At 69.4% G+C, this 25,981-nt stretch carries 23 protein-coding genes; 20 read left to right on the top strand and 3 right to left on the bottom strand.

Annotated elements, in window-relative coordinates; translation table 11 throughout:
- A partial coding sequence (locus ACIA77_RS36465; RefSeq protein ID WP_395890638.1) for an alpha/beta hydrolase occupies window positions 1–931 on the top strand: 931 nt, incomplete at its 5' end.
- A complete protein-coding gene (locus ACIA77_RS36470; RefSeq protein WP_395890639.1) occupies window positions 928–1,905 on the top strand; it encodes an alpha/beta fold hydrolase in 978 nt (325 codons plus the stop codon). The genes ACIA77_RS36465 and ACIA77_RS36470, both read left to right, overlap by 4 nt.
- 181 nt (window positions 1,906–2,086) lie before the next feature.
- On the opposite strand, the gene ACIA77_RS36475 is transcribed toward ACIA77_RS36470, so the two are convergent.
- Window positions 2,087–2,989, bottom strand: coding sequence for a cupin domain-containing protein (locus ACIA77_RS36475; protein WP_395890640.1), 903 nt, complete (start codon window positions 2,987–2,989; stop codon window positions 2,087–2,089).
- A gap of 180 nt (window positions 2,990–3,169) precedes the next feature.
- On the opposite strand from ACIA77_RS36475, the gene ACIA77_RS36480 reads away from it, so the two are divergent.
- Window positions 3,170–3,637, top strand: a complete 468-nt coding sequence (locus ACIA77_RS36480) for a MarR family winged helix-turn-helix transcriptional regulator (RefSeq protein ID WP_395890641.1) — start codon at window positions 3,170–3,172, stop codon at window positions 3,635–3,637.
- Between the two features lie 201 nt (window positions 3,638–3,838).
- Entirely contained in the window at window positions 3,839–6,625 is a 2,787-nt protein-coding gene (locus tag ACIA77_RS36485; RefSeq protein WP_395890642.1) for an AAA family ATPase, read from the top strand.
- Window positions 6,626–6,688: 63 nt separating this feature from the next.
- Here ACIA77_RS36485 and ACIA77_RS36490 read toward each other — a convergent pair whose 3' ends face one another.
- Window positions 6,689–7,501 carry an SDR family NAD(P)-dependent oxidoreductase gene (locus ACIA77_RS36490; RefSeq protein ID WP_395890643.1) on the bottom strand — a complete coding sequence of 271 codons (813 nt, stop codon included), beginning with the start codon at window positions 7,499–7,501 and terminating at the stop codon, window positions 6,689–6,691.
- Window positions 7,502–7,978: 477 nt separating this feature from the next.
- Here ACIA77_RS36490 and ACIA77_RS36495 point away from each other — a divergent pair, with 477 nt between their 5' ends.
- From ACIA77_RS36495 to ACIA77_RS36525, 7 genes are all read left to right on the top strand, one after another.
- Window positions 7,979–8,818 (top strand): alpha/beta fold hydrolase, encoded by an 840-nt coding sequence (locus ACIA77_RS36495; RefSeq protein WP_395890644.1) that lies wholly within the window; start codon window positions 7,979–7,981, stop codon window positions 8,816–8,818.
- Window positions 8,819–8,912: 94 nt separating this feature from the next.
- A complete protein-coding gene (locus ACIA77_RS36500) occupies window positions 8,913–9,464 on the top strand; it encodes a DUF302 domain-containing protein (RefSeq protein ID WP_395890645.1) in 552 nt (183 codons plus the stop codon).
- Between the two features lie 531 nt (window positions 9,465–9,995).
- A complete protein-coding gene (locus ACIA77_RS36505) occupies window positions 9,996–10,187 on the top strand; it encodes a hypothetical protein (RefSeq protein ID WP_395890646.1) in 192 nt (63 codons plus the stop codon).
- A 93-nt stretch (window positions 10,188–10,280) separates the two neighbouring features.
- The gene (locus tag ACIA77_RS36510) at window positions 10,281–10,679 is read left to right on the top strand and encodes a LysR substrate-binding domain-containing protein (RefSeq protein ID WP_395890647.1); all 399 of its coding nucleotides are present in this window, start codon (window positions 10,281–10,283) and stop codon (window positions 10,677–10,679) included.
- A 119-nt stretch (window positions 10,680–10,798) separates the two neighbouring features.
- Window positions 10,799–12,079, top strand: coding sequence for an MmgE/PrpD family protein (locus tag ACIA77_RS36515; RefSeq protein ID WP_395890648.1), 1,281 nt, complete (start codon window positions 10,799–10,801; stop codon window positions 12,077–12,079).
- A complete protein-coding gene (locus tag ACIA77_RS36520) occupies window positions 12,076–13,320 on the top strand; it encodes a serine hydrolase domain-containing protein (RefSeq protein ID WP_395890649.1) in 1,245 nt (414 codons plus the stop codon). Before ACIA77_RS36515 ends, ACIA77_RS36520 begins: the two co-directional genes overlap by 4 nt.
- 22 nt (window positions 13,321–13,342) lie before the next feature.
- Entirely contained in the window at window positions 13,343–14,692 is a 1,350-nt protein-coding gene (locus ACIA77_RS36525; protein WP_395890650.1) for an MFS transporter, read from the top strand.
- A 266-nt stretch (window positions 14,693–14,958) separates the two neighbouring features.
- On the opposite strand, the gene ACIA77_RS36530 is transcribed toward ACIA77_RS36525, so the two are convergent.
- Window positions 14,959–15,828, bottom strand: a complete 870-nt coding sequence (locus tag ACIA77_RS36530) for an LLM class flavin-dependent oxidoreductase (protein ID WP_395890651.1) — start codon at window positions 15,826–15,828, stop codon at window positions 14,959–14,961.
- 249 nt (window positions 15,829–16,077) lie between these two features.
- Here ACIA77_RS36530 and ACIA77_RS36535 point away from each other — a divergent pair, with 249 nt between their 5' ends.
- From ACIA77_RS36535 to ACIA77_RS36575, 9 genes are all read left to right on the top strand, one after another.
- Window positions 16,078–16,830, top strand: coding sequence for an N-acyl homoserine lactonase family protein (locus ACIA77_RS36535; RefSeq protein ID WP_395890652.1), 753 nt, complete (start codon window positions 16,078–16,080; stop codon window positions 16,828–16,830).
- A gap of 66 nt (window positions 16,831–16,896) precedes the next feature.
- Window positions 16,897–17,988 carry an LLM class flavin-dependent oxidoreductase gene (locus tag ACIA77_RS36540; protein WP_395890653.1) on the top strand — a complete coding sequence of 364 codons (1,092 nt, stop codon included), beginning with the start codon at window positions 16,897–16,899 and terminating at the stop codon, window positions 17,986–17,988.
- The gene (locus ACIA77_RS36545; RefSeq protein WP_395890654.1) at window positions 17,985–19,352 is read left to right on the top strand and encodes an MmgE/PrpD family protein; all 1,368 of its coding nucleotides are present in this window, start codon (window positions 17,985–17,987) and stop codon (window positions 19,350–19,352) included. The genes ACIA77_RS36540 and ACIA77_RS36545 overlap by 4 nt, the downstream gene beginning before the upstream one ends.
- The gene (locus ACIA77_RS36550) at window positions 19,349–20,839 is read left to right on the top strand and encodes an ATP-binding cassette domain-containing protein (protein ID WP_395890655.1); all 1,491 of its coding nucleotides are present in this window, start codon (window positions 19,349–19,351) and stop codon (window positions 20,837–20,839) included. The genes ACIA77_RS36545 and ACIA77_RS36550 overlap by 4 nt, the downstream gene beginning before the upstream one ends.
- Window positions 20,836–21,819, top strand: coding sequence for an ABC transporter permease (locus ACIA77_RS36555; protein ID WP_395890656.1), 984 nt, complete (start codon window positions 20,836–20,838; stop codon window positions 21,817–21,819). The genes ACIA77_RS36550 and ACIA77_RS36555 overlap by 4 nt, the downstream gene beginning before the upstream one ends.
- A 46-nt stretch (window positions 21,820–21,865) precedes the next feature.
- Window positions 21,866–22,879 (top strand): ABC transporter permease, encoded by a 1,014-nt coding sequence (locus ACIA77_RS36560; RefSeq protein ID WP_395890657.1) that lies wholly within the window; start codon window positions 21,866–21,868, stop codon window positions 22,877–22,879.
- On the top strand, window positions 22,866–23,930 hold the full coding sequence (locus ACIA77_RS36565) for a substrate-binding domain-containing protein (protein WP_395890658.1): 1,065 nt from the start codon (window positions 22,866–22,868) through the stop codon (window positions 23,928–23,930). Before ACIA77_RS36560 ends, ACIA77_RS36565 begins: the two co-directional genes overlap by 14 nt.
- Window positions 23,931–23,955: 25 nt before the next feature.
- A complete protein-coding gene (locus tag ACIA77_RS36570) occupies window positions 23,956–25,116 on the top strand; it encodes an acyl-CoA dehydrogenase family protein (RefSeq protein WP_395890659.1) in 1,161 nt (386 codons plus the stop codon).
- A 50-nt stretch (window positions 25,117–25,166) separates the two neighbouring features.
- Window positions 25,167–25,976, top strand: coding sequence for an SDR family NAD(P)-dependent oxidoreductase (locus ACIA77_RS36575; RefSeq protein ID WP_395890660.1), 810 nt, complete (start codon window positions 25,167–25,169; stop codon window positions 25,974–25,976).
- The last annotated feature ends 5 nt before the right edge of the window (window positions 25,977–25,981 follow it).

The following is a 25,981-nucleotide window of genomic DNA, read 5'->3' on the forward strand; positions in this document are numbered from 1 at the left end:
ATCCATTCCGAACGCGATGCCGAGATCACCTGCACAACTACATGATCAACGATCAGCGCGACCGAGCTCAAACCGGGTTACGAGACATCACTTAGTCCAAGGGAAGGTCCGCATGAATGATTTCGCCGCCGACGAGGCCGATACGATCGTGCTCGTTCACGGCCTCTGGGTGAACCCGCGCAGCTGGGAGGGGTGGAAGCACCACTACGAGGCTCGGGGATACCGGGTGCTCACCCCGGCCTGGCCGGGGCTGGACCGCGAGGTGGAGGAGCTTCGGCGCGACCCCGCGGGTATCGCGGGAGTCGGCCTTCGCGAGGTGGTCGACCACTACCAGAACATCATCCGCGCGCTGGGTCGACCGCCGATCATCATGGGCCACTCGTTCGGCGGCACCGTCGTGCAGATCCTGCTCGACCGCGGACTGGGCAGCGTCGGCGTCGCCATCGACTCGGCGGCCGTCAAGGGTGTGCTTCCACTGCCGCTGTCGACCCTCAAGTCGACCTGGCCGGTCCTGGGAAACCCGGCCAACAAGAACAAAGCGGTCTCGCTGACGCCGGAGCAGTTCCACTACGCCGTCACCAACACGCTCACCGAGAGCCAGTCCGCTGCCCGCTACGAGCGGTACGCCGTACCCGGCTCGGCCCGCGTGCTGTTCCAAGGGGCGTTCGCCAACTTCAACCCCCGCGCCGCGACCCGGGTCGATTTCCGCCAGCGCCGGGCCCCGCTCCTGTTCATCGCCGGGCAGGCCGACCACATCGTGCCGCCCAAGGTCAACAAGGCCAACTGGCGTCTCTCCCGCAAGTCCGCGGCCGTCACCGATTACCGGGAATTCCCCGGGCGCTCGCACTTCATCATCGGCCAGGACGGCTGGCAAGAAGTCGCCGACTACGCGCTGAACTGGGCCGAGGAGCACGCCCCCGCCGGCGTGTGACTGTCGACGCCTCCTGGCCCACCACCACTTACCCCCGCAGACAGACATGTCTGACGGACAGCTATGACAACCGTTTCGACCAAGGAGAAACCGTGCGTAACCGTCGTGTTTTCCGCTCCGCCGTCCTCGGCGTGACCGGGATCGCCCTCGCCGCCGGCATCACCACGCTGGCGTCGGCCGCACCAGCGCACCAGACCGCGCCTGTCGCGCTCTCGCGCTCGACCGCCAATGCTCCGAAACCGACGATCGTCCTCGTCAACGGAGCCTGGTCGGACGCGGCCAGTTGGGTCAGCGTGGTCAAGCCCTTGCAGGCAGCCGGCTACCCGGTCGTCGCCCCGCCGACCTCCCTGCGCAGCGTTTCCGGCGATTCCGCCTACCTGGCTTCCTACCTGAAGACCATCCAGGGCCCCATCGTCCTGGTCGGACAGTCCTACGGCGGATTCGTCATCACCAATGCCGCCACGCACAACCCCAACGTCACGGCCCTGGTCTACATCTCGGCCTTCGCGCCGGACACGGACGACACCGTCGAGAGCCTGACCGCGAAGTTCCCGGGCAGCCAAATCACCAACGACCCCCACGCGCAGATTCCCACCGCCCTCAGCCCCGTCCTCTACACCAACGCCGACACCGGCGGCACCGAGGTCGATCTGTACGCCAAGCCGGACCAGTACCGGAACCTGTTCCTGAGCAACCGCGTCTCCGCGTCCACCGCCGCGGAACTCGCCGCCACGCAGAGCCCCATCAACTCGGCGGCCCTGACCCAGAAGTCCGGCGAGCCGGCCTGGGCGAGCATCCCCTCGTGGGCCCTCGTCTCCGATGCCGACCACGTGATCCCGCCGGCCACGGAGCGCTTCATGGCCACCCGCGCCCACTCCCACATCGTCGAGGCGAACACCCCCCACGCAGCACAAGTGACCAACCCGGGGATCGTCGTCGACCTCATCGAACGGGCCGTCGCGGCCACCCGGTGACGCCGGCCGGACGACACCACCGGTCAACCCCGGCGATGTCGTCCGGCGCCCGTCACCGAAGTTCGTCTCGTGGACGTGGCCGGCCTCCATGGCCAAGTGGCGGAAACCGCCCTGGGGCCCGGTGTATCGAGTGGACGTCGTCCAGCTCGGATCCGGGAGGGCGAGGCCGCGCACCGGTCGATCATTCCGGCGTTCGTTCGAAGGACTCAGAACCAGCCCCGCCGCGCCACGCCCGGGGCGAACTGCCGTAGGCCCGCGAAAAGGCCCGGCTGAAGGCGGCTTCGGACGTGTAGCCCACGCGGGCCGCGATCCGGCCGACCGGGTCCGCCGTGGCGCGCAGCAGGTGCGCCGCGTGGCCCAGCCGGCACCGCAACACATACGAACCGGGCGTTTCCCCGACCGACTCGGCGAACCGCGTCGCGAACGCCGAACGCGACAGCGACGTGAGCCGCGCCAGCTCGTCGACGGGCCAGTCACGGCCGGGGTCGCGGTGGATCGCGGTGAGGACCGGAGCGAGCACCGGGTCCATCGCCGCCGTCAGCCAGCCGGCGTGGCGCACGTCGCCGGACGCGGCCCACGACCGCAGCGACCAGATGAAGAGCAGATCGAGCGCTCGCGACACCATCACGCGGGCGCCGGGTGCCCGGTGAACCACCTCGGACACAAGGAGTTCCCTGATCGGCGGGAGCCACGCCTTCGATCGCGAGTCGCCGCGGATCACGATCGCCGGCGGCAGCACACCAAGCAGCGGCGCGGCGACCACCGTCTCGACGAGGAACTCCCCGGTCACCCAGGTCGTGTGCGGCGTCGCCCGGACGAGGTGGGCATCACCCCGCACGAGCAGGACCAGGTCCCCGGTGCCCAGTTCCACGCTGTGCTCGCCCGCGACCTCGACGCTGAGTTCACCCTCCTCGACGATGTGCAGCAACCTCGCCCCGGCCGGGTGCCGTTCACGGGGGCTCGACCGGCGCCGCACCTCGCCACCCTGCAGGTGGATCGCCTGCAGCACGTCCGAGAGCGCGTCGTGCTCGCCGTGAGCCGGCGGTTGTGGAGAATCGGCAAAGTCTTCCGGATCTTGAGCCATGTTTTCCTTCGAACCTCCTTCTAGGCTGCGACGCTGAACGAGCGAGTGGTTTTGCCCGAGCGGACCCGGCGCTCCCGGCTGAGGAGGCAACCCCATCATGCACGACCGTATGGCATCGGATCATTTCGGCAGATTTAATCCAACCTTGGATGATCCGGCTGCGGATGATATGGTCGCGCAGTGCCTCCGAAGGGCGAACGCCGCGGCGCGGTGCCACCACCCGCCGCCACGTCGGCGAGTGGCGACCTGACCTGGCTGGCGCATCGGGCGGCGGCAGCGCTCGGCGACGCGTTCAACGAGGTCTCGCGGGATGCGGGGTTGACCGATCTGCGCGACTGGCTCGTTCTCGAACTGATCAGCAACGGTCCGGAGCGGACGCAGTTGGAGATCGCCACGGAACTCGGTGTCGACAAGACCACGTTGGTGTCGATTCTCGACCGGATGGAGCGCGACGGGCTCGTCGTCCGCGAACGCTCAGCTCGTGACCGGCGCGTGCGCATTCCCAGGGCAACCGCGAAAGGTGTCGAGGTGAAGGACCAGGTCGCCATCGCCCGCGATACGGCGATCATGCGTCGCCTGTCCTCGATCCCCACCCGTGACCACGCGAAGTTTCACGCGATGCTGTGGAGCATCGTCCAAAATCATTGACAGCCCGAACGAGGCACGAGTGCTTCAGCGCGAGGTCTGCCGACAGCTGACGTCGGCACTCCGCACGGCCAGGGTGAAGGATTCGTACGTTGACAGCCCGAAGTGAACACCGGCGATTCGCTTGTGGACAGTCCGGCCCGAGAGGTCGCGCACCAGGCCGGGAAGCCTCGGCGGCCCGCGTGGGCGGGGGAGCGTGATCCAGTGGGCGACAACGGACTTTTCGAACACCGTGGTGTCGATTCCCTCGTGGGACGCGGCGTGGCGCTCGAGCGCATCCGCGGCTTCCTCGATGCCACGGATCGTGGTGGAGCGCTCCTGCTGTCGGGGGCGGCGGGGGTGGGCAAGACCGTACTGCTCAACGCCGTGGCGGAAGCCGCGGTCGAGAGTGGCTCGCGGGTCCTGCGTGCCGCCGGTGTCGAGTTCGAGGCCGACGTGAGCTATTCCGGACTGAACCAGGTCCTCTTCCCCTTCTACGAGCAGTTCGGAGAACTCGAGACGCCGCATGCCGATGCGCTGCAAGTCGCCCTGGGCTTCGGGAGCGGAGCACCACCGGAACGGCTCGTCGTGTCGAACGCGACTCTCATGCTCCTGCGTCACGTGGCCAAGGCCGGCCCGCTGCTGCTGATCGTCGACGACCTGCCGTGGCTCGATCGGGCCAGCGCCGCCGTACTGGGCTTCGTCGCCCGCAGGCTCAACGGCACCCGCGTCACTTTCCTCGGCGCCATGCGCTCGGGAAGCGAGACCTTCTTCAACCGCGGTGGCCTGCCCGAGTACGAGGTGCCGCCGTTGGACGGGGAGTCCTCACAGCTCCTGCTCACCACCCGATTTCCGACGCTGGCCGCTCGAGTGCGTCAGCGCCTGCTGTCGGTGGCCGAGGGGAACCCCCTGGCCCTGCTCGAATTGCCCACGGCGCTGAGCGGGGAGCAGCGCGTGGCCCTGGAGAGCCTTCCGGCCGTACTCCCGCTCAGCCAACGGCTCCGGGCGCTGTTCGTCTCCCGGGTGTCCGTCCTCTCCCTCGCCGCACGGCGGCTGTTGCTGCTCGCGACGCTGGAGGGAACCGGCGATCTCGCGGTCCTGCAGGCATCGGCACGGCAGGCCGGCTACGAATGCGACCTCGAAGGCCTCGTCTCGGCCGAGCAGGATCGGCTGGTGGCTTTCGACGACGGCACGCGCCGGCTCGTTTTCCGGCACCCCTTGATCCGCTCGGCAGTCGTGGATGCTTCCACGAGTGCCGAGCGCCGAGTGGCCCATCGAGCGTTGGCCCAGGTGCTGGTCAGCCACCCCGAGCGGCGGGCCTGGCACCTCGGCGAAGCTTCCGTCGAGCCGGATGAGCACGTGGCCGGCCTGCTGGAACAGGCGGCGCGTCGGATCGCGGCCCGCGGAGACGCCGTCGGCGCGGTCGCGGCGCTGGTCAGGGCTGCCGATCTGAGCCCCCACGCCTCGAATCGCGCTCGCCGGCTCGCCGAGGCCGCCTACATCGGCGCCGACGCGACCGGGCAACTCCGCAACGCCTCGGAACTGCTCGAAGGCGCCCGCTTGGCCGACCCGGAGCTGAAGGGGTCCCTCCACTTCGCGGCGGTGGCTGTTTTCTTGATCCTCAACGGCGACGGGGACATCGACACCGCCCACCGCCTGCTGGCCGGCGCGGTCGAGTCCGGCACGCACCGCTACGACGCCCAGGACGGCGCCCTCATCGACGCGCTTCACCTGCTGCTGCTCCTGTGCTCCCTCAGCGGCCGTGCGGAGCTGTGGGACCCGTTGTACGCGACGCTCCGACGCCTGCGACCGGAGCCGCCCGCCCTGCTGTCGGTGGCCGCCAAGGCCAGGTCCGACCCAGCCCGTTCCGGTGCTGCAGCTCTGGATCAGCTGGAATCCGTGCTCGGCGACTTGCAGAAGGAAACCGACCCCGGCCGGATCGTTCGCGCCGGCACCGGCTCGCTCTACCTCGATCGCCTGGCGGATGTCCGCGAGCCGTCCTGGCGAGTCGTTCTCCAAGGGCGCGACGGCGGCCCGGCGCGCCCGCACGTCGGCGCGCTGTTGCACCTGTGCGTGGACGATTACCTCACTGGCAGGTGGGACGAATGCCTGGAACTGGCGGATGAAGGAATCGAGGTGTGCCAGGACTCCGGGTACCACTTCTTCACTTTCTACTTCTGGTACTGCCGAGCCGTCGTCGCCGCACCGCGCGGCGACGACGAGGCGGTCGACCGCCTGACCGACCAGATCATTCGCTGGGCCACACCCCGGGGAGTGGGGGCAGCGCTGCACTGCGCCCGGCACGTCCGCACAGTGGCCGACTCCGGCCGCGGTGACTTCGAAAGCGCCTACCAGAACGCGACGGCGATCAGCCCAGCCGGTACGTTCGCCTCCCACGTGCCGCATGCGTTGTGGGTGGCGCTGGACCTCGTCGAAGCCGCGGTACGGACCGATCGGCACAGCGCCGCCGCCGCTCACGTGCGGGCCATGCGGGAGGCCGACATCGCTGCGCTGTCCCCGCGGCTCAGCCTGCTTGCCGCCGGTTCGGCGGCGTTGTGCGCCACCGACGACACCGAGGCGGTGCGCCTGTTCGAGGATGCGCTGGCGAGGCCGGGTGTCGAAAGGTGGCCGTTCGATCTGGCCCGGGTGCGGTTGGCGTATGGGGAACGGCTGCGACGCGCCCGGGCGAACACCGACGCCCGAGAGCCGCTGCGCCTGGCGTACGACGCGTTCACGCTGCTCGGCGCCGGGCCCTGGGTCGACCGGGCCGCCAAGGAGCTCCGTGCCACCGGGTGGGGCGCACCGAGAACCACGGCGAGCGGCGAAGTGCTCACGCCGCAGGAGCGGGAGATAGCGGATCTCGCGGCTTCCGGCTTGAGCAACAAACAGATCGCCGAGCGTCTGTACCTCTCGCACCGGACCATCGGCGCGCACCTGTACCAGATCTTCCCGAAGCTCGGGATCACCTCCAGAGCTGCACTTCGCGACGCGCTGGCGGCCCTGGAGAAATGACACCGCCACAGTGGTGAACGACGAGTCGGCGGAGCCGTCGTCATCCGCGCGGGGTGGACCGACCTACCACACGGCGCCCTGGCCGGATGCGGCGCTGGGCCGGCCGGGAGCGATCCTCAGCGGACGGGTGCCCTTGGGGCTGCCGACGACGGCCGCGATGGCCTGGGCCGCGAGGGCGACTTCCGCGCCGGTGAGCGCGTGCTCGGCCAGCTTCGAGTCCACGCGGTGGACCAGGCCGGGGTATCGGCCTTCATAGGCTTGAGCCGTCTCGGCGTCGTCCGGATGGACTGTGCGAACGCGCCGGCCGGTCTCGGGGACCGGGAAACCGGGGACGACGATCGTGGTTTCGACGCCGAACTCGGTCAGCTCCTGGGCGTAGCTCGCTGCGAGGTGGTCGATCATCGTGACCGCCTCGGAGTGCAGCGCGAGGTAGGGAGCGTCCTCGGCATCGTGGTGCGCCGGCACCACCCACACCAGCAGGCCTTCCTGCCGCTCGCGCATCTGCGGCAGCACGGAACGGTTGACGCGCTGCGTGGACAGCACATGCGCGTCGTAGATCTGCGCCAGCTGGTAAGGGGTGAAGGATTCGAGCGGCCCGCGGGGCACCGGGCCGACGGCGTGGACCACCGCGTCGATTCTTCCGGCTTCCGCCAGGATGTCACCGACCGCGGTCGAGACCGAGCGCTGGTCGGCCACGTCCAAAGAAATGGGGCGCAGGCGCGCGCCGTGGCCGCTCGGCTCGGCGAGGCGGCCGGCCCGGTGGACGACAGCCGGGCTGATCCCCGCGTACGCCGTGTGGCCCGAACTGGCCAGCGCGTTGGCGGTGGCAGCTCCGAGGTCACTGGAAGCCCCGGTAACAAGGACGATCTGTGCCATGGTGCTCCTCGTTGGTCTTCGGCAGATCAGGGAGGCGGGGCGGTGACCGAGAACGGTGGGCACGGGCCGGCTCACCAGCTCACCCCCGGCTGCCGCATCAGTGTCGGCAGGACGGAATCCGTTCGCATGAGTCGAATGACTGGCAGCGAGACTGTGGCTCATTGAGCCGGCGCTGAACACGATTGCACGGTCACGGGCAGGGGATTTCCGTCGATCGCCGGCCCGGTGGGACCCCCATCGGTTCAGTGTGCGCGAAGATCATCATGAAACCTGATTTCGTCAGCCCGTCCTGACTGCGCCGACCTGCGCACAAGACGGTGGTACGGAGGAATGACTGCCTGGTGCGGGGTGTCGCGCTGCCCGACTGTGGTCTTCCGACGGAAGCGGCTCCTCGCCGATCCCGGCGATGCTGTCGAACAGCGCCAGTAGGCGGATTTCCTCAGAGAGCGCGGAGCCACCGCGCAAGAAAGGTAAGACATGGCAGCGAGTTTTGTGCAAGCACCGGCTGAGACGGTGGACGTGGGCGGAACGCCGTTCGCGTACCGCGAGTTGGGTCCTGCCGCCGGCGTTCCGCTCGTGTTGCTGAACCACATCACCGCGGTGCTGGACGACTGGGACCCCGCCCTGGTCGACGGCTTGGCGGCTGAGCGTCGCGTCATCGTGGTGGATCTCCGGGGCGTCGGCGGCTCCGGCGGCACCACCCCCGACAGCATCGAGGCGATGGCCGCCGACACGGTGGCGTTCCTGGAGGCTCTCGGGCTGGACAACGCGGATCTGCTGGGCTTTTCTCTGGGTGGCATGGTCGCCCAGGCGGTCGTCCAGCAGCGACCCGACCTGGTCCGGCGGATCGTCCTGGCCGGCACCTCGCCCGCCGGTGACGAAGGGCCTGCCGGCTGGGGCGCCGGGCTGCAAAGCGCTTTCGGGCGGTCGGCCACTGAAGGCAAGCACCCCAAGCACTTTCTCTTCTTCTCGCCGACACCCCGCGGCGAGGCAGCCGCGAACGCCTTTCTCGCTCGCCTCGACGAGCGCATCGAGGACCGCGACACGCCCGTGACGGACGAGACGATCGGTGCCCAGCTGACTGCGGCCACGAAATGGGAGCAGGGCACCTCACCTGCCGGTCTGGCCGACGTGGACAAGCCCGTCCTGGTCGTCAACGGCGACAACGACATTCTGGTGCCGACGATCAGCTCGTTCCACCTCGCGCGGCTGCTGCCCAACGCCACGTTGAGCATCTACCCGGAGGCGGGCCACGGGGGGATCTTCCAGTACCACGACCTGTTCGTGCAGCAGGTGTTGGAGTTCCTCGGCGACTGACGGGCCGCCACGGTGCCGTCGGCGATCGACACCGTGGCCGCTTTCCCCGGTCCCCCCGACCCTGTCCCGCAAACCAGCAAAGGACGGCAACGCCATGTCCGCCAGCGATTCCCACTCCATCCAGACTTTCCCGCACGAGGTGGTCCGCCTGGCCATCCCCGTCACGACAACCTTTGCGGGATTCCGAGACAGCTACGAGCGCGCGGTACCGGCGCTTCAGGCGGACCGATACGAGCAGTTCAAGAGGGAACAGGCCAGTTGGGACCTCGTCCGGCAGGCCACCGAGGAAAACGCCCCGCACAGCTTCATCAGGTACTGGGGCACCGACGTCGCCTCTCTGATGGAATTGGCCGCCGAATCGCGCCCGTGCGTGGAGTACCTGATGGGCAATCACGTTTTCGCCCAGCGCATGTTCCGGCACGACCCCTCGGTGATGCTCTACGCGCCGTTGCGCACCGCGATCTACGTGGACCACGACGATCGCACCTGGTTCACGATCGACCAGCCCAGCACGCGTTTCGACAGCTTCGACGACCCGCGGATCGCGCAGGTCGGGCGAGAACTCGACGCCAAGCTGGCCGACCTCCTCGATCACCTCGGCCTACCGGTGCCGGCCGAATTGATCCCTGACGCCCACCACAACTGACGATCAGCGAGCAATCAGGAACGACCCTGCCCCGGTTTCGGTGATTTCGCCTGTCTCGCGGGCCGACGTCGTCCGGCGCGCGCACGGCTTCGTGCCGTGCGCGCACCGGACGAGGGCATGGCGACGATCAGGAAAAGCCGTTGCGGCGGTCGGTGCGGCCCAGGGCGGCACCGCCGAGTGGCGACGCCGACCTCGGTGGAGGCCAGGCCGGACTGCCGGAACAACAACGGTCGCCCGACGGGCGACTCCTGCGCGCTCCCTCGGCGACGCCGGCCTCCGCCACCTCCGCATCCGGACGAGGCTGAGCTTGAGATGGCGAACCGATCTTTCAAGTCGGTTGGGAGACCGGTGAGCCGGCTCTCCCGAGGCGACCTCGTCGGAGCCGGAGTTCAGCTCTCACCGGGCGTCCCGAAGCGGCGGGAGACAAACGTGCCGCAGCCGACCATGTGCTTCGAGCTCGGGGTCACGATCGCTCGACCTGCTCTCGCCTGCGACCCATGTCGCCCTGCCCCAAGTTTCCGATCCACGGGCGTGATCGAGCAGGCAGGCCGGCGGGTGCGGCTGCGTTACAGCCGCCAGGTATGGGCCCGAGAAGCGCACGGCGTGCTGCGGGCGCGGGCGGACGCGGTGGACGTCACGCCCACGGCAGCCGGTGCGCCGCAACGGGTCCTGCGAGTCGCGCACACGTACTCGCTCGGCCTCGGTTCGTGCCTGCCGTGCTGATAGAGCTGCTGAAGGGCCTGCCGAGGCTTCGGTTCCGTTGCTGGCAGGGCTCGGCGACGTCCGTGGTTTCCACCCTGTTGCGTGGCGACGTCGATGGTGCGTTCACATCCGTCGCGCCCACCGAGGCGAGCACGGTGGGCGACCCCCTGTCACCGAGTCGGTGCTGGTGGCCGTGCCTGCCGACGACCCGCTGGCGGGGCAGGCCGCGGTCGAGCCGGCAGAGAGGTACGGGACAGGCGGTTCGTCTCGATGGAGCCGGGTTCGAGCAGCCGCACGCACCTGGTCGACGCGTGCGCCCGCGCCGGGGTCGTGCCGCGGATCGCGGTGGAGGCCAACGACCTGTTCCTGGTGGAGTCCATGGTAGGTGCCGGGCTCGGGCCGGCGGGGATGAACGACCAGCCGCATCTGCGGCTGCGGGACGCCGATCCCGGCTCGGCGTCCCGCACCGTTTCCTGGCCCATCCCGGCGGCGGGGTGCGCCCGGGCGTGCTGATGCTGGCCAGGATTGCCCGCCGGGAAGGCCGTGAGCGGGGCTGATCATTACGTCAGGTGCAACGGTTCGCCGCTGGGATGGCGTTGTTCACCTGACCGGTGGTTCCTAGCGTTGCGGGCATGGTGCCAGCGATCACGACCACGCCGGTCACCGCCGAGTTCTGCGCCCGGCTGCTGGCAGCGCGGCCCGCCGCGAGCGGCTGGACCGGGATGGCGGATCCCGTCGGGCCGGACGGGGTGCTCGGCGTGCTCGCGCCCGCGGTGGACACCACGAAGCTCGGCGGTTACGGGGAGCTGGAGCAGAACGCGTTCAAACCCCACCCGTGCGGGATCGACGCCGCACCGGGCACCGCGCCGCGGGTGGACCCGTCCGTGATCACCGCGGTGTCGATCACCCGCCACCCGCCGGAGCTGATGGGTCGCCGCGGTCCCGTCGACGGTCTGCAGGCGCGATTCAGCGCGTACCACGTGGCGGCCGCCGGCCGGCTCGACGGCGTGGTGGGGCTGCCGCAGTTCACCAGCGAACGCGCGCAAGCGCCCGATGCTCGGGCCCGGTGGGACCTGATCACCCCCGAGCCGGACGAACGGTGCACGCGTGACGAAGCCGCACGCGTGGCACAGCGGGCTGCAGAGCTGGTGACTGTCCACATCGAACCCGCCAGGGGAAGCCCGGCCCGGCCGCTCACCGACGTCGAGCTGGTGGTCGATGGGCTGACCGAGCCGGTCCTGGGTGCCGGGAGCGCTCGCGATCCGCGATGCGGTCGACGGGCTGGACGCCGCGCTCGGCGTGCACACGATCCGCCCAGCCGAGGAGAAGCGCATATGCCTACGACCGGCTGGGTCCTGCAGGTTGCCCGCGAAGCCAGGCCGGAGGACCAGGCGGCCCGGGAACTGCTGCGCCGCTTCGAAAGCGCTGGCGACGCGGGCACCGCCCCTGATCTGCCGGCCGGAAAAGATCCACAGCGGACCGCTGCGGCGAAAGGTGCTCCCGGACTGCCGCGGATCGCCGTGTGCGCCGCGGCGACCGCGCCGGGTGGAGGCGACCGGGCGGTCGCCGCCGTCTCGCTCGGCTGCCAGGTGGCCGAGCGCGTGACCGTCGAGTTCGGCCTCCCGCACCCCGAACCGGGCTGGGACGTGCGGGCCACCGCTGGAGTGATCGGCGCGGGCACCGTGGCTGGATGGCGTTGTGCACTCGATGACGAACAGCTCGGCCTGTGCGCGACGCAGGCAAGTGGGCTCACCGCCTCGGCGGGTACCGACGCCGAGGCTCGGCAGCAGGGAAAGGCGGTAACCGACGCGGTCGAGGCGGCCTCGCTCGGGCAGTGCGGGTTCACGTCGTCGGCGGAACCCCTCGACGGACGGTGCGGGATGTTCGCCCTCACGGCACCGGACCGGTCATGAGCGCAGACCTCCGGACGCAGCGGCGACACAACGCCCTCGGCTTCTGCACCAAGGAGCTGTGCTCCGCCCTGTTCGTGTCCGGCAGGTCCCGCGCCGCCGCGGAGGCCGACCTGGAAACGATCTGCACCCGGTTCGCCGGGGGAGCGCTGGCGCCTGCGGAGATCGAGTTCACCGTGGACGGTGCGTCCGTGACCGGGCGCCTGCCGGACGGGGCGTCCCGCCGGGCAGTGGCCGATGGTATCCGTGGCGCGCGACTGCTGGAGCGGGGATCCGGCGAAGGCCCGGCCCCGCACCGGGAACTCGATCCCCGGCCATGGCCGGTGGGCGACTCCGTGAGCGGAAAGCCCGGATACGAGGCGATGCGGGCGGCGGTGCGCGAACACCTGCGCGTCACCGGCGCCCGCGGCGTCGCCGTGGCGCACCGGGGCGAGCTCGTGGTCGAGGAGTTCGCGCCCGGGTTCGGCCCGCGGACGCCGGCCCGTGGCTGGTCCACCGCCAAGACGCTGACGGCGCTGATCGTCGATTTCCTGGCGGGCGAGGGCGAACTCGATCCCGCGGCCCCGGTTCCGGTCGACGGCTTGCCGGACATCACGTGGCTGGACCTGCTGCGGCTGCGCAGCGGGCTCGCCGTCCGCCGGTTCGAGGACGGCTCGCCGGAGATGCTCAGCGACGCTGACGACTACTTCGCCATGTACGTGCGCCCGGTGTCCGTCGAACGCATGGTCGCCCGGGCGCGGGTCGAGGCCGCGCCGGGGAAACTGTTCTGCTACAAGAGCATCGATCACCTCACCGTGGCTCTCGCCCTGCGGGCTGTGCTCGGAGACGATGTGCACGGGCAGCTGACCAGGACCGTCCTGCCCGCACTCGGATTGCGGCACAGCGTGCTGGAAACGGACGCCGACGGCATCCCGCTGCTGTGCGGCGGTTGGTACACGACGCCGGGCGACCTAGCCCGGATCGGCGCGCTGGTGACGGACGCCATGCGTTCGGCGCCACCGGTCACCGAGGTGGCCGGCCCGGCGGCGATGCGCCATCCGTACGGAACCTCGCTGTGGCTCACCACCGATGGTCACCTCGGACCCGGTCTGCCCGATGTCTGTTACGCGCTGGGCAGCCTCGGGCAGGCCGTGTTCGTCGTGCCCGGATCCGAACTCGTGATCGCCAGGACCGCACTGGAAGCGCGGCCCCGGCACCCCGGATTGCTGCGCGCCGTACTGGGCGCGCTGGCAGGAACGCCCTGAAAACAAGGAAAGGTAGGGCCCGATGACTGTGCTCGCCCGGCTGGACCGGTTGCCCTGGTCCAGTCATCAACGACGGGTCGTCGCCACGCTCGCGCTGTGTTTCGCGTTCGAGCTGGCCGACATCAACACTTTCGCCTACGCGGCTCCCGCCTTGCGGAGCTTCCTCGGGATCAGCGTCCGCGAGGTCTCGTTCATCACCGCGGCGGGCTTCGTCGGCATGTTCCTCGGTGCCGCGATCGGGGGCCGCGTCGCCGAACGCGTCGGGCGGCGCGCCGGCTTGCGCGTGTCGGTGCTGTGGTTCTCGGTGTTCTCCCTGCTGAACGCCGTCTGCTTCGACGGCACCACGTTGTTCATCGCACGGGTCGCCACCGGGATCGGGCTGGGCGCGATGACCGTCATCGCGATCACCTACCTCGCGGAGCTGGTGCCCGCGGCGCAACGCGGGCGGTTGCAGGCAGCCACCCTCGCGCTGGGGTTGCTCGGCATCCCGGCGATGTCGTTCTTCGCCCGCGGCGTGATCGGGCTGGGGGAGAACGCGTGGCGGTTCGTCTTCCTGTTCGGCGGGCTGGGGCTCGTCGCGCTGGTGCTCGTCTCGCGGCTGCCGGAATCCCCGCACTGGCTGCTGGCGAAGGATCGCGGCCGGGAAGCGGAAGCGGTCGTCGACCGGATCGAGGCCGTGGTGTCGCGCAAGCACGAACTCCCGCCGGTGCCGGAGGCCGCCGCGGCGGCGGCGCCCGCGCCGCGTGTCCCGGTGCGGGAACTGTTCCGCGGCAAGCTCGCCCGCCGCACGATCATGCTGGCGCTGGTGTGGGCATTCCTCACGATCAGCTACTACGGCTTCGCGTCGTTCGCGCCGACGCTGCTGCACGAGCACGGGTTCAGCGTCACCAGCAGCGTGGGTTACTCGGCGCTGACCACGCTCGGTGCGGTGCCCGGGGCGCTGCTGGCGTGGCCGGTGGCCGACCGGTTCGGGATGCGCGGGCCGATCATCGGGTTCAGCCTGGTCTTCGCGGGCAGCGGCATCGCCTACGGGCTGACGTTCGAACCCGCGGCGATCATCACGTTCGGCATCCTGGTCGCGGCGCTGAACCAGACCCTGGTGGCGCTGATGTACTCCTACACGCCGCGCCTGTTCCCGACCGCGGTCCGGGCCACCGGCACCGGGTTCTGCTACGGGATCGGCCGCGTGCTCAACGCACTCGGGCCGCTGGTGATCGGGCAGATCTACCTGAGCACGGGGTACGTCCCGGTGTTCCTGTTCGTCGGCGCCTGCGGGCTGATGATCACGCTCTCGGTGCTGCTGCTGGCGCCCCGCCGGAACCGGCTGGAACCGGTCACCGGAACGCCGGTGGCGGAGCAGGCCACCGCCTGACATGACCGCCCGCTCGGAAGATCGGTTGGGTCCGGCTGACTTTCCGGCGTTGGGCCGTGGGCGATGTGCCCGGGCTCCAGGCGGTCGCTCGGCGCGTTTCCGGTGCGCTACTACCTGCCGGTGATTCCGCTGTCCGTGGGCGCGACGACCGGTGCGCCGGTGTCCAGCTGGCGCCTGCGCTACGGCCACCGTTCTCGCCGAGGCCTGAGAGTGTTCAGCGGGTGCCCCCCCCAGAAGTCCCGTCCGTCGTTGTCGCCCGAATCGGTTCAGGAGCTCGCAAAACTGTCCACGAGCTCGCCGATCTCACGCGTCGACAATCCGGTGGGGGACAGGCACGGCAACGTGACGCCGGCGGCACGGTACGACTCGGCCACCTCCCGGATCGTCGAGGTGGCGAGAGAGGGGATGGCAGTCCGGCGGGCCGCCTCGTCGACCGAGGTGATTCCCTGACGCGCGAAGTGCTTGCGGTAGTTGGGGAAACGCGTCAGGTACAGCTCGGCTTCCTGCCGGACGGCGGAAGGAGTGCCGACGCGAAGGTAGAGGGCCGACTCACGCGGAGCGCCCGCCGCGGCTTCGGCGATCGTCTCCGTGGCCGTCTTCGCGTGTTCCGGGGTGAGCCAGTTGAGCATCGCGCCGTCGGCGGTCGTCGCGGACAGGCGCAGCATCCTCGGGCCCAGCGCACCGAGCAGGACCGGGAAGTCGCGACCGAAGGCGAGCGTTCGCCGCGACAAATCGCGCAGGTGCGCCACGTAGTCCGCCGTGTGGGTCAGCGGGGAGTCGGGGAACGGCAGGCCGATCGCCGCGAGCGCCCCGCGATGGGAGACGCCGCAGCCGAGCACGAACCGCCCGCCGGAGTCCTCCTGGCACCCCGCCGCGAGCAAGGCCGTCGCGCGCGCCGAACGGACCGGGGTGATCGCGACCCCGGGACCGACGCGCAGCCGGGTTGTCGCGGACAGGGCGGAGGCGGACGCGAGGAACGGGTCGCGCCCCGTGACGTGCTCGGCGGCGACGTAACCCATTTCCGGCAGGAAGAGATCGGTGAATCCGGCTGCTTCCGCACGTTTCGCGAGTTTTGCGACCACGTGTCCGGGTAGGTCGCGTACGACGAGTCCGAGGCGGGCGATGGAATCGGTCATCGAACGGTTCTCCTTCTCCGGCGGAGTTTCCCCGCGGGTGAGATGTGGAGCGGTTTTCCTGCTCTGCAAAGGGTTTGCGGAGCTTCCATTGGAGGGGCCGGCCTTGACAGCATAATTCGGCCCGCCGTACGGTCAACGGTATACGGGACGTTGTTCGAAATATCGAACAAAGGTCTCGTCGGTCGTTCAGATGAGTTGGACGGGTTTCTCCACACGCCCGCTGGCAACGATGCCGAGCAAAGGAGTGCGATGGCCCTGTCGATCCGCGCCCTCGGACTGGGACGCCTGGTCGGATTGCACAAACCGACGATCATCTACCTGCGGCACTGGGGCGAGTACCACACATCACCGCTGATCATGTTCGTCATCGAAGGTGGCGAGCACCCCGTCGTCGTGGACACCGGCCCCCTGGACCCCGACCACGTCTGGCGCCACCACAAGTACCGGATGGAGCAGGCGTCCGAAGAGCGCCCGCCCGCCGTGCTCGAGGCCGCCGGGATCGACCCGGCCGACGTGCGCCTCGTCGTCAACACACACCTGCACTGGGACCACTCGTCGAACAACGACCTCTTCCCCAACGCCAAAGTCGTGGTGCAACAACGAGAACTCGACTACGCGAATGGTCCGCTGCCCTGGCACAACGTCGCGTTCGAGCACCTGCCCGGTATCGAGGCGCCGTGGCGGAAGGCCGCGGATCGGCTCGAGGTCGTCGACGGGGACGCGGAAATCGCACCCGGGATCAACGTCGTCGCACTGCCGGGGCACACACCCGGTTCGCAGGGGGTGCTCGTCCAGGCGGCGGAGAAGAAGTACCTGATCGCGGGCGACTGCGTGGACACCTACGAGAACTGGGAAGGCGACGAGACCGCCGACCACATCCCGTCCGGGCTGTACACGAACCTGCACGAGTACGACGCGAGCTTCACCAAGATCGAATCCCTCGGGTGCGAGGTCATCCCGAGCCACGACGAAGCTGTGCTCGACCGCGGCCGTTTCGCCTAGTCACGGGCGGAGCGGGACGGCACAGAGTCCCCACTCTCCGCCGTGTGGAAGGGAAAACCGGTTCCCATGACCGAATTCTGGACGTCCGCGTGGAACGCCCGCGCGGACGAGATCATCCGGCAGGCGCGCCAGGCCCAGGACGCCGGCTTCGACGGCATGTTCATCACCGACTCGCAGAACCTCTGGCTCGAATGCTGGGTCGCGCTCACCGTCGCCGCGACGGCCACGACCACCCTCAAACTCGGTACCGCTGTGACCAATCCCGTGACCCGGCACGCGGCCGTCAACGCCGACGCCGCCGCGAGCCTGCAGGAGGTCTCCGGCGGACGGGTGGTGCTGGGTGTCGGGCGCGGGGATTCCGCGCTCGCCTACCTCGGGCGCGCACCGGCGCCGCTGCGGCGCTTCGAGCGATATCTGACCCAGCTTCAGGGATATCTGCGTGGTGAGGAGGTCTCGTTCGACGACGAAGACCTCAAGGACCTCCCGAAGCTCGACACCCTCGGCTACGAAACGGCGCCCAGCGGGAGCAGGATCCGCTGGCTGCCCGGGACCCAGCCGAAGGTCCCCGTCGACGTCGCCGGCTCCGGGCCGAAAGTGCTCCGACTCGCCGCACGCCACGCGGACGGCGTCACCTTCGGTGTCGGCGCCGACGTGACGAGGTTGCGCGCGATGCTGGAACTGACCAAGGCCGAACGCGCCGGCGCGGGTTTGGCGGACCACGAGTTCACCCGCTCGGCACTGATCACCGTCGTCCCGCACCGCGACCGCGCGCAGGCCCGCAAGCTCGCCGCCGGAGGCGTCGCGCTGGCCGGCCGGTGGTCCGTCATGCAGTCGCGCGCACGGCTCGCCGGCGTCGACGACCGCACGCGCGAACAGCTCGAAGCCGCGCGCACGTCCTACGACATGACACACCACGGTGAGAACCGCAGCTCCCACGCCGCCGCGATGAGTGACGAGCTGATCGACCGCTTCGCCGTCGCGGGCCCGCCCGAGTACTGCGTCCGGCGGCTCACCGAACTCAAGGCGCTCGGCCTCGACCGGATCATCTTCGCGACGCGGATCCGGGGCGCGAGCGAAGACGAACAGGCCGAGGCGGAACACCTGCTGCTCGACGAAGTTCTGCCGCACGTGAGCGAACGCGAAGGAGCGCCACGATGACCAGCAAGGCAATCACCGAACGAATAGCGGAATTCGCGGTCGGCGCCGACGTCGCGAGCGCGCCCGCCGAGTTGCGGGAGCGGGCACTGCGGGCGGTGCTCGACACCGTCGGTGTCAGCCTGGCGGGCAAGGGCGACGCCGCCGTGGAAGCGCTGTGGCGCACGGTCGGCCACGAGTGCGGCCCCGGAACTTCGACGATCCTGACCACCGGCGGCCGGACCACCGCGACCCAAGCCGCGCTGCTCAACGGGCTCGCCGCGCACGCGCTGGACTACGACGACGTGACCCACCCCATCTACGGGCACGCCAGTGTGGCTCTGGTGCCGGCGCTGCTCGCCGTCGCGGAGGAACAGGGCGCGTCGGGGACCGATCTGCTGGACGCGTACGTGGTCGCTTACCAGGTGATCGTGGCGCTCGGTGCGGGTCTGGCGATCCGCGAGCACTACTCGCGGGGCTGGCATTCCACCGCCACCACCGGCGTTGTCGCGGCCACGGCGGGCGCGGCACGACTGTGCGGATTGGGCACCGCGGCGACCCGGCGCGCGATCGGCATCGCGGCCTCGATGGCCAGCGGCAGCCGGCAGAACTTCGGCACGATGACCAAACCGCTGCACCCCGGCATTTCCGGTCGGGACGCCGTGTTCGCCACGCACCTCGCGGCCAACGGGTTCACGGCGGACGAGTCGCAGCTGGAATCGCCGCTCGGGTACTTCGCGATGTACGGCGAACCGGGAGACCCGGTGGCTGCGGCAGAGCGCCTGGCGGGGGACTGGGCGCTGCTGGCCGACGGCATCAACGTCAAGAAATACCCGTGTTGCTACAACACCCACCGCCTCGCGGACGCGACGCTGGAACTGGTACCGAAACTGCACGGCAGGACCGCCGAGGTCACGGCGATCACGATCACCGTCGAGCCCGGTGGCGGCGATCCGCTGATCCGCCACCGCCCGGTCACCGGGCTCGAGGCGAAGTTCAGCTCCGAGTACGTGTGCGCGGCCGCCCTGCTGGACGGCCGGGTGTCGCTGGAGTCCTTCCGCGACGGAGCGGTTCGCCGGGACGAGGCGCAGGCGTTGCTGCGCAAGGTGGAACTCCGCGAGTCCGCCCGCGTGCCGTTCGGCCCGGCGGAATACGATTACGCCTACGCAGCGGTCGAGATCGAGGTCGGCGGCGAGACCCACCGCAAGCGGGTGGACATCCCGCGGGGTGATGCCCGCCTCCCGCTGACCGACGACGAGCTGGCCGCGAAGTTCCGCGACTGTGTCGCGTATTCGGGTGCGGGCGACGCCGAGGCACTGCTGGCCGAGCTTCGCGCGCTGCCGGAGACCGAGCGGCTCGGGGCCCGGGCGCTGGGGAGCCGGCCATGAGCGAAGCGGTGCTGGAACTCAGGGGAATCACGAAATCCTACGGCCCGGTTCCCGTGCTGCGCGGGATCGATTTGACCGTCCGCAAAGGACAGCTACTGGGGCTGCTCGGGTCCAACGGCGCCGGGAAGTCGACGATGCTCAACATCATCACGGGCGCGGTTCGTGCGGAGGCCGGCACCGTCGCACTCGGCGGAGTGGGCATCCCGGCGAGCGAGTACGGTCCGGCCGCCGCGGCCGAACACGGTGTCGCCTGTGTGTACCAGGAACTCGCGCTGTTCCCGAACCTGTCGGTCGCGGAGAACTTCCGCCTCGCGCGGGGTGGGACGGCGCCGGGGTCCCGGCGTGCGACCGGGAACGCGGCGACCGAAGCCATCCGGGAGGTCTTCCCCGAGTACGCGATCCCACCGCGCACGGAAGTCGCGGCTCTCCCGGTGTCGGACCGGCAGAGCGTGGAGATCGGGATCGTGGCGTCCACCCCCGACATCACGATGCTGATCCTCGACGAACCGACCTCCGCGCTGTCGAGGGAGGCGGCCGCGCGGTTGCGCGAATACGCGCGCAGCCGCGCCCAGCAGGGTGTCGCCGTCATCTACGTGACGCACAAGCTCGACGAGGTGCTGGCGCTGTGCGACCGGATCGTCGTCCTGCGCGACGGGCAGATCGCGTGGGACGGCGAAAGCGCCGAGGTGACGCGCGAAGGGCTGCTGACCGTGCTGGGCGCCAAGGAGATCGAGGAACGCTCGAGCGGGCGCGCGGTCGCGGCGGGAGTGGACGCCGATCCCGTGCTGGAGCTGGAAACCGCACCCCACGACGGCGAACGCATCCCGATCACCGTACGGCCCGGTGAAGTCGTCGGCCTCGCCGGACTGGAGGACGCGGGCCAGCGCCGGATCCTGCACGCGATCCACGACCAGTCCCGCGGGCACCGGCACGGCGCCGGGGCGCGGCTGCGCGGATCGGTCGCCTACGTCAGCGGCGACCGTCAGCGTGAAGGCGTCTTCGCGCTGTGGGACGTGAGCGAGAACATCCTCGTGTCCGGGCTGCGCGGGTTGTCGCGCTGGGGCTGGCTGCGCGTGGGGAAGGCCCGCGCGGTCGCGGCGCACTTTTCGCGACTGCTCAAGATCGTCGCCGCGGGACCGGACGCACCCATCTCCGCGCTCTCCGGCGGGAACCAGCAGAAGGCGCTGATCGCGCGCGGGCTCGCCAGTGGTGCGTCGCTGTTGCTGCTCGACGATCCGACCCGCGGTGTGGACATCCACACCAAAGGCGACTTCTACGAAGTTCTCGGCCTGGTGCGCGAGGAACGGCGTGGCGCGCTGCTGTACTCGACCGAGGACCGTGAGTTCCTCGAATGCGACCGCGTCTACGTCCTCGCGCAGGGCCGTGTCGTCCGGGAACTTCGCGACGCGGAAATCACCGTCAACGAGATCATCCGCTGGTCCTACGCGCTGACCGGCGAGCGGGCCGAGGAGGTCAAGGCGTCATGACGACCTTCGCCCCGGACTCGTTCGGCTTGCCGGCCAACCGGTCGTGGCCACAGAACCTGCGGCACTCCCGAAGCGCGGCTTCAGTGATCCTGCTCGTGGTGCTCGGCGTCGGATTGATCGTGCGGGACCCGGCCGTGCTCTCCGGCGACGCGATCGGGCTGCTGCTGTCCTCGGCGCTGCCGCTCGTACTGGTGGCGATGGCGCAGCAGTTCGTCATCCTCGCCGGGGATCTCGATGTCGGGATCGGCTACTCCGTCGGCCTGGCCAACGTCGTGTCCGCGACAGTGCTGGTGCACAACGTCTTCTTCGGGGTGCTCTCGCTCGTCGCGATCGTCGCCGGCTACGTCGTGATGGCGTTGTTGATCGAAGCCGCCAAGGTGCCGGGCATCGTGATCACCCTCGGCGCCTCGTTCGTGTGGCTCGGGATCGGGCTGATGATCCAGGACACGCCGGGCGGCACCGCGCCGGACTGGCTCACCGACTCGCTCGGCGCGAGTTTGCCCGGCGTTCCCGAACCCGTCTACCTCGTGGTCGCGCTCGCTGCGTTCGGCTACTTCGTCCTGCGCCGATCGCGTTGGGGCGCTGTGCTCCGCGCGTTCGGCGGCAGCCCGTCGGCGTTCGTGCGCACTGGTCGCTCCCCGTGGTACGCGCGTGCGACGCTGTACGCATTGGCGGGCGTCTGCGTCGCGCTCGCCGGGATGATGACCACGGTCGTGTTTTCCGGCAGTGACATCAACGCCTCCCAGACCCTGACGCTGACCAGCATCGTCGCGGTGATCATCGGCGGCGGCCAGTTCGCGGGCGGGATCATCGAACCGGTCGGCACCGTGGTGTCCTCGATCGGGCTCGCACTGATCCCGATCCTGTTGGTGGCGTTCGACCTCAACACCAATTACCAACCGGCCGTCGAGGGCGTGATCCTGATCCTGGTGATGGCCGCCCGCTGGCTGGCGCGCCGGGAATCGAGGGCCCGCCGATGACCGACGTGCCTGCCCGAGAACGGGAACCGTCCCCGAAGGAGTGGACATGAGTGCGCTCGACGCTGTCGCGCGGAGCCGGTTGCGCCGGCGGATCTCGGTGGTGCGGCCGTGGCCGTGGGCCGCAGCGCTCCTGCTGTGGCTGCTGGCCTGCGCGATCTCCGGCGGATTCTCGGTCCGTTTGCTGCTGGTGAGTTTGACCCTGGCGGTGTTCCTCGCACTGGCCGGGCTCGGGCAGATGGTGGTACTCGCCAGCGGCGACGGTTCGTTCGACCTCTCACTGCCGTACACGATCACGCTCGCCGGCTATCTCTCCAGTGGGGTGATCCCGGTCTCGCCGGTGCTGCGGGTGGTGATCGCGATCGCGCTCGGTGCGATCGTCGGCGTTGCGAACGGAATCCTCACCGCGGCGCTGAAACTGCCGGGGATCATCGCGTCGTTGGCCATCGGCTACGTGTTGTTCAGCGCGATCCTGTTCGTCCAGGGCGATTCCGCGACCGACGTCAGCGCCGGGCTGGCCGGGTTCGTGCACCTCGAGGCCGACGGCGCGTCGGCGGTGATCGTGCTCGAGGTGGTCGTCGGTGTGCTCCTGGCCGGACTGCTCGCGCGGATGGTGTACGGCCGGTACCTGTCCGCGATGGGCCAGAACCGTGAGGCCGCGAAACTCGCGGGCATCCCGGTCGCGCGGATGATCGTGCTCAACTTCGTCGTCTGCGGCGTCCTGGGCGGGATCGTCGGGGTGCTGCTTTCGGCCTACGACAACGGCGCTTTCGCCGATATGGGTGACGTGTACTTACTCGGTTCGGTCGGTGCGGTGGTGGTCGGCGGGACGCCGGTCAGCGGCGGGCGGACCTCGGTCACCGGCACGATCGCGGGTGCGCTGGTGATGACCGTGCTCGTCAGCATGCTGGAACTGACCAAGGCCTCGGCCGGCGCGCAGGACCTCGCCGAGGGGCTCGTCGTGATCGCTGTGGTCGTGACCGCGGGTGTCGCCGCGCGCCTGCGCGGCGCGAAGTCCGCTGTACGTCCGGGGAAAGGGGCGCAGACCCGTGCTGACAAGTAGGGCCAAGCGGCTCGTGATCGCCGCGTGCGCGCTGGCACTCGGCGCATCGGTGCTCTCCGGTTGTGCCACGGCCGGTGCGTCCGGCCCGGTACTGGGCATCTCCATCGGGTTCGCGAACAACACGTGGAACCAGGCGCTGATCCACGAGGTCGACACCGCCGTCGGGAACTTGCAGGCGCGGCACGAGGTCGCCGACGTCAAGGTCGAGAACGCGAACAACGACGTGAGCTCGCAAGTCTCACAAGTGCAGGACATGATTCTCAACCGGGTCAGCGCGATCCTCATCCAGCCCACTTCCACGGCGGGCCTCAACGGGGTGATCACCTCGGCGCAACGCGCGCACATCCCGGTGCTCGTGTTCGCCGAAGGTCCGGTCACGAGCACAGTGCCCTACGAGCTGGAGTCGGATTTCAGCGGCGGCCAGGAGCAGCGCATCGAGTACCTGCTCAAGCAGATGCACGGCCGGGGAAACGTGCTCAGCATCCGCGGGACCGCCGGCACCGGGGCCGACGCGGGCTTCGAGCACGGCACGCAGGACGCGCTGCGGAAATACCCCGGGATCAAGGTCGTCAACACGCTCTACGGCGACTGGGACGACTCGATCAGCGAGGACGCTGTGCAGAAGGCCCTGCCCGGACTGCCGCCCGTGCAGGGCATCATCGATCAAGGCGGTGAGGCCTACGGTGCGCTGCAGGCGTTCGCGGCCGACGGCCGGGGTGTGCCCGCGGTGGAGGGCGGCAACCGGACGAACTTCCTGCAGTGGTGGCAGCAGCAACACGCCAAGACGGGGTTCACCACGATCTCCAGCGAGATGGACCCCGGGATCGGTGCTGCCGCGGTGTACGAGGGTTATCAGCTCGCGACCGGGAAAACCGTGCCGAAACGCGTCAATTTCCCGTACCTGACGATTCCGCAGAACCAGCTCGACGCCTACATCAAGTCGTCGGAAGGGATCGGCTGCGCGTTCACCGATCCGGCTCTCGACTACGTCGTCTCGCATCTGTCCGCGTGGTCGTGCGGCTCGAAAGCGGACTGCGGCTGGGTGCAGTGAGTTCACGAGAAAGGTCTGCCGAGCCATGGATTACGTTCTGACCCCCCAGCAGGAGACCATCCGGGAGTCCGTCGCGAAACTGTGCGCCGACTACCCGGCCGGTTACTGGCGCGACCTCGATCGCGCGCACGCCTATCCCGAGGACTTCGTGCGCGCGCTGACCGACGCCGGCTGGCTGAGTGTGCTGATCCCCGAGGAGTACGGCGGCGGCGGTGGCGTGATCAGCGACGCTGCGCTGATCCTCGAGACGATCAACCGATCGGGCGCGAGTGGGGCGCCCGCGCACGCCCAGATGTACACGATGGGCACGGTGCTGCGGCACGGGAACGAGGAGCAGAAGCAACGGTACCTGCCGAAGATCGCGGCCGGCGAACTGAGGTTGCAGGCGTTCGGGATCACCGAGCCCGACGCCGGTTCGGACACAACCCGGATCAGTACGTTCGCGCGGCGCGAGGGCGACGAATACGTCATCAACGGCCGCAAGATCTTCACCTCCCGGGTCCAGCATTCCGATCTGCTGTTGCTGCTCGCGCGCACGGAGAAATACGATGACGTGGAACGCAAGATCGACGGGCTGAGTGTCTTTCTCGTCGATCTGCGGACGGCCGGGGACAGCGTTCAGGTGACGCCGATCGAGACGATGGTCAACCACGAGACGAACCAGTTGTTCTTCGACGATCTGCGGGTCCCGGCGGAGAACCTGATCGGTCAGGAGGGCAAGGGGTTCCGTTACATCCTCTCCGGGATGAACGCCGAGCGGATCCTGGTGAGCTCGGAATTCCTCGGTGACGGGTACTGGTTCATCGACCAGGCCACCCACTACGCGAGCGAACGGGTGGTGTTCGGCAAACCCGTGGGCGCGAACCAGGGCGTGCAGTTCCCGCTGGCCCAAGCGTACGCGCAGCTCGAGGCCGCGAGCCTGATGCGCAACAAGGCGGCGGCGCTGTTCGAGCGCGGCGGTCAACCCGGTTTCGAGGCCAATGCCGCGAAACTCCTTTCCTCCCAGGCGAACTGGGCCGCCGCGAACGCCGCGATGGACGCCTACGGCGGGTACGGGCTCGCCACCGAATACCACATCGAACGCAAATTCCGGGAAGCGCGCCTGCCGATGGTCGCGCCGATCAACAACAACCTGGTGCTGGCCTACATCGGCCACGGCACGCTCGGCATGCCCAAGAGCTATTGACCCGAACAGCATTCCCGTAGAACAGGATTTTCGAAAAGAGGGAGTCCGCGGTGGATTTGGCGCTCAAGGACAAGGTTACCGTGATCACCGGCGGCAGCAGCGGCATCGGTTGTGCCACCGCCGAACTGTTCGCCCGCGAGGGCGCGCGTGTGGTGATCGCGGCGCGGCGCCCGGACGTGCTCGCCGACGCGGCCCGCACGATAGGTGAGAAGACGGGGCAGAAGGTCGATCACGTCGTCGTCGACGTCACGAAGGTCGCCGATCTCGATGCACTGGTCGCGCGGGTGAGGGGCACCTACGGGCGGCTCGACGTGCTGATCAACAACGCCGGAACGGGGACCTACAAGCCGTTTCTGGACGTCACCGACGAAGAGCTCGTGTACGGCATGGAGATCAACTTCTTCGCCCAATTCCGGCTCATCCAGCGGTTCGCGCCGCTGATGATCGAATCGGGTGGCGGATCCATCGTCAACGTGACGGGCGAGACGGCGATCCGGGTCACGCAGCCGCCGTTCCGCTCCTCGTGCACGGGCCCGGCGAAGGCAGCCGAGGTGCGCCTGTCACGGATCCTCGGCGCGGAGCTCGGCCCGCACAACATCCGGGTCAACGCGGTGGTGCCCGGGCTGATCCACACGCCGGAGCGGTTCGCGAAATGGGAGCGCGAGATGGCGGGGCGTGAGCTCGACGAGGCCGCCGCGCAGGCGGTCCGTGACGAATGGGGCGCGGGCATCTCGCTGCCGGGCAATCGCTGGGGCACTCCGGAGGACGTCGCCGACCTGGTCGCCTGGGCGGCCTCCGAACGCGCGGGGTTCGTGCAGGGAGCCACGCTCGTGGTCGACGGCGGCGACGACAAGTCGTGAGGGAG

This window comes from Amycolatopsis sp. NPDC051903 (assembly GCF_044452505.1).
Taxonomy (GTDB): Bacteria; Actinomycetota; Actinomycetes; order Mycobacteriales; family Pseudonocardiaceae; genus Amycolatopsis.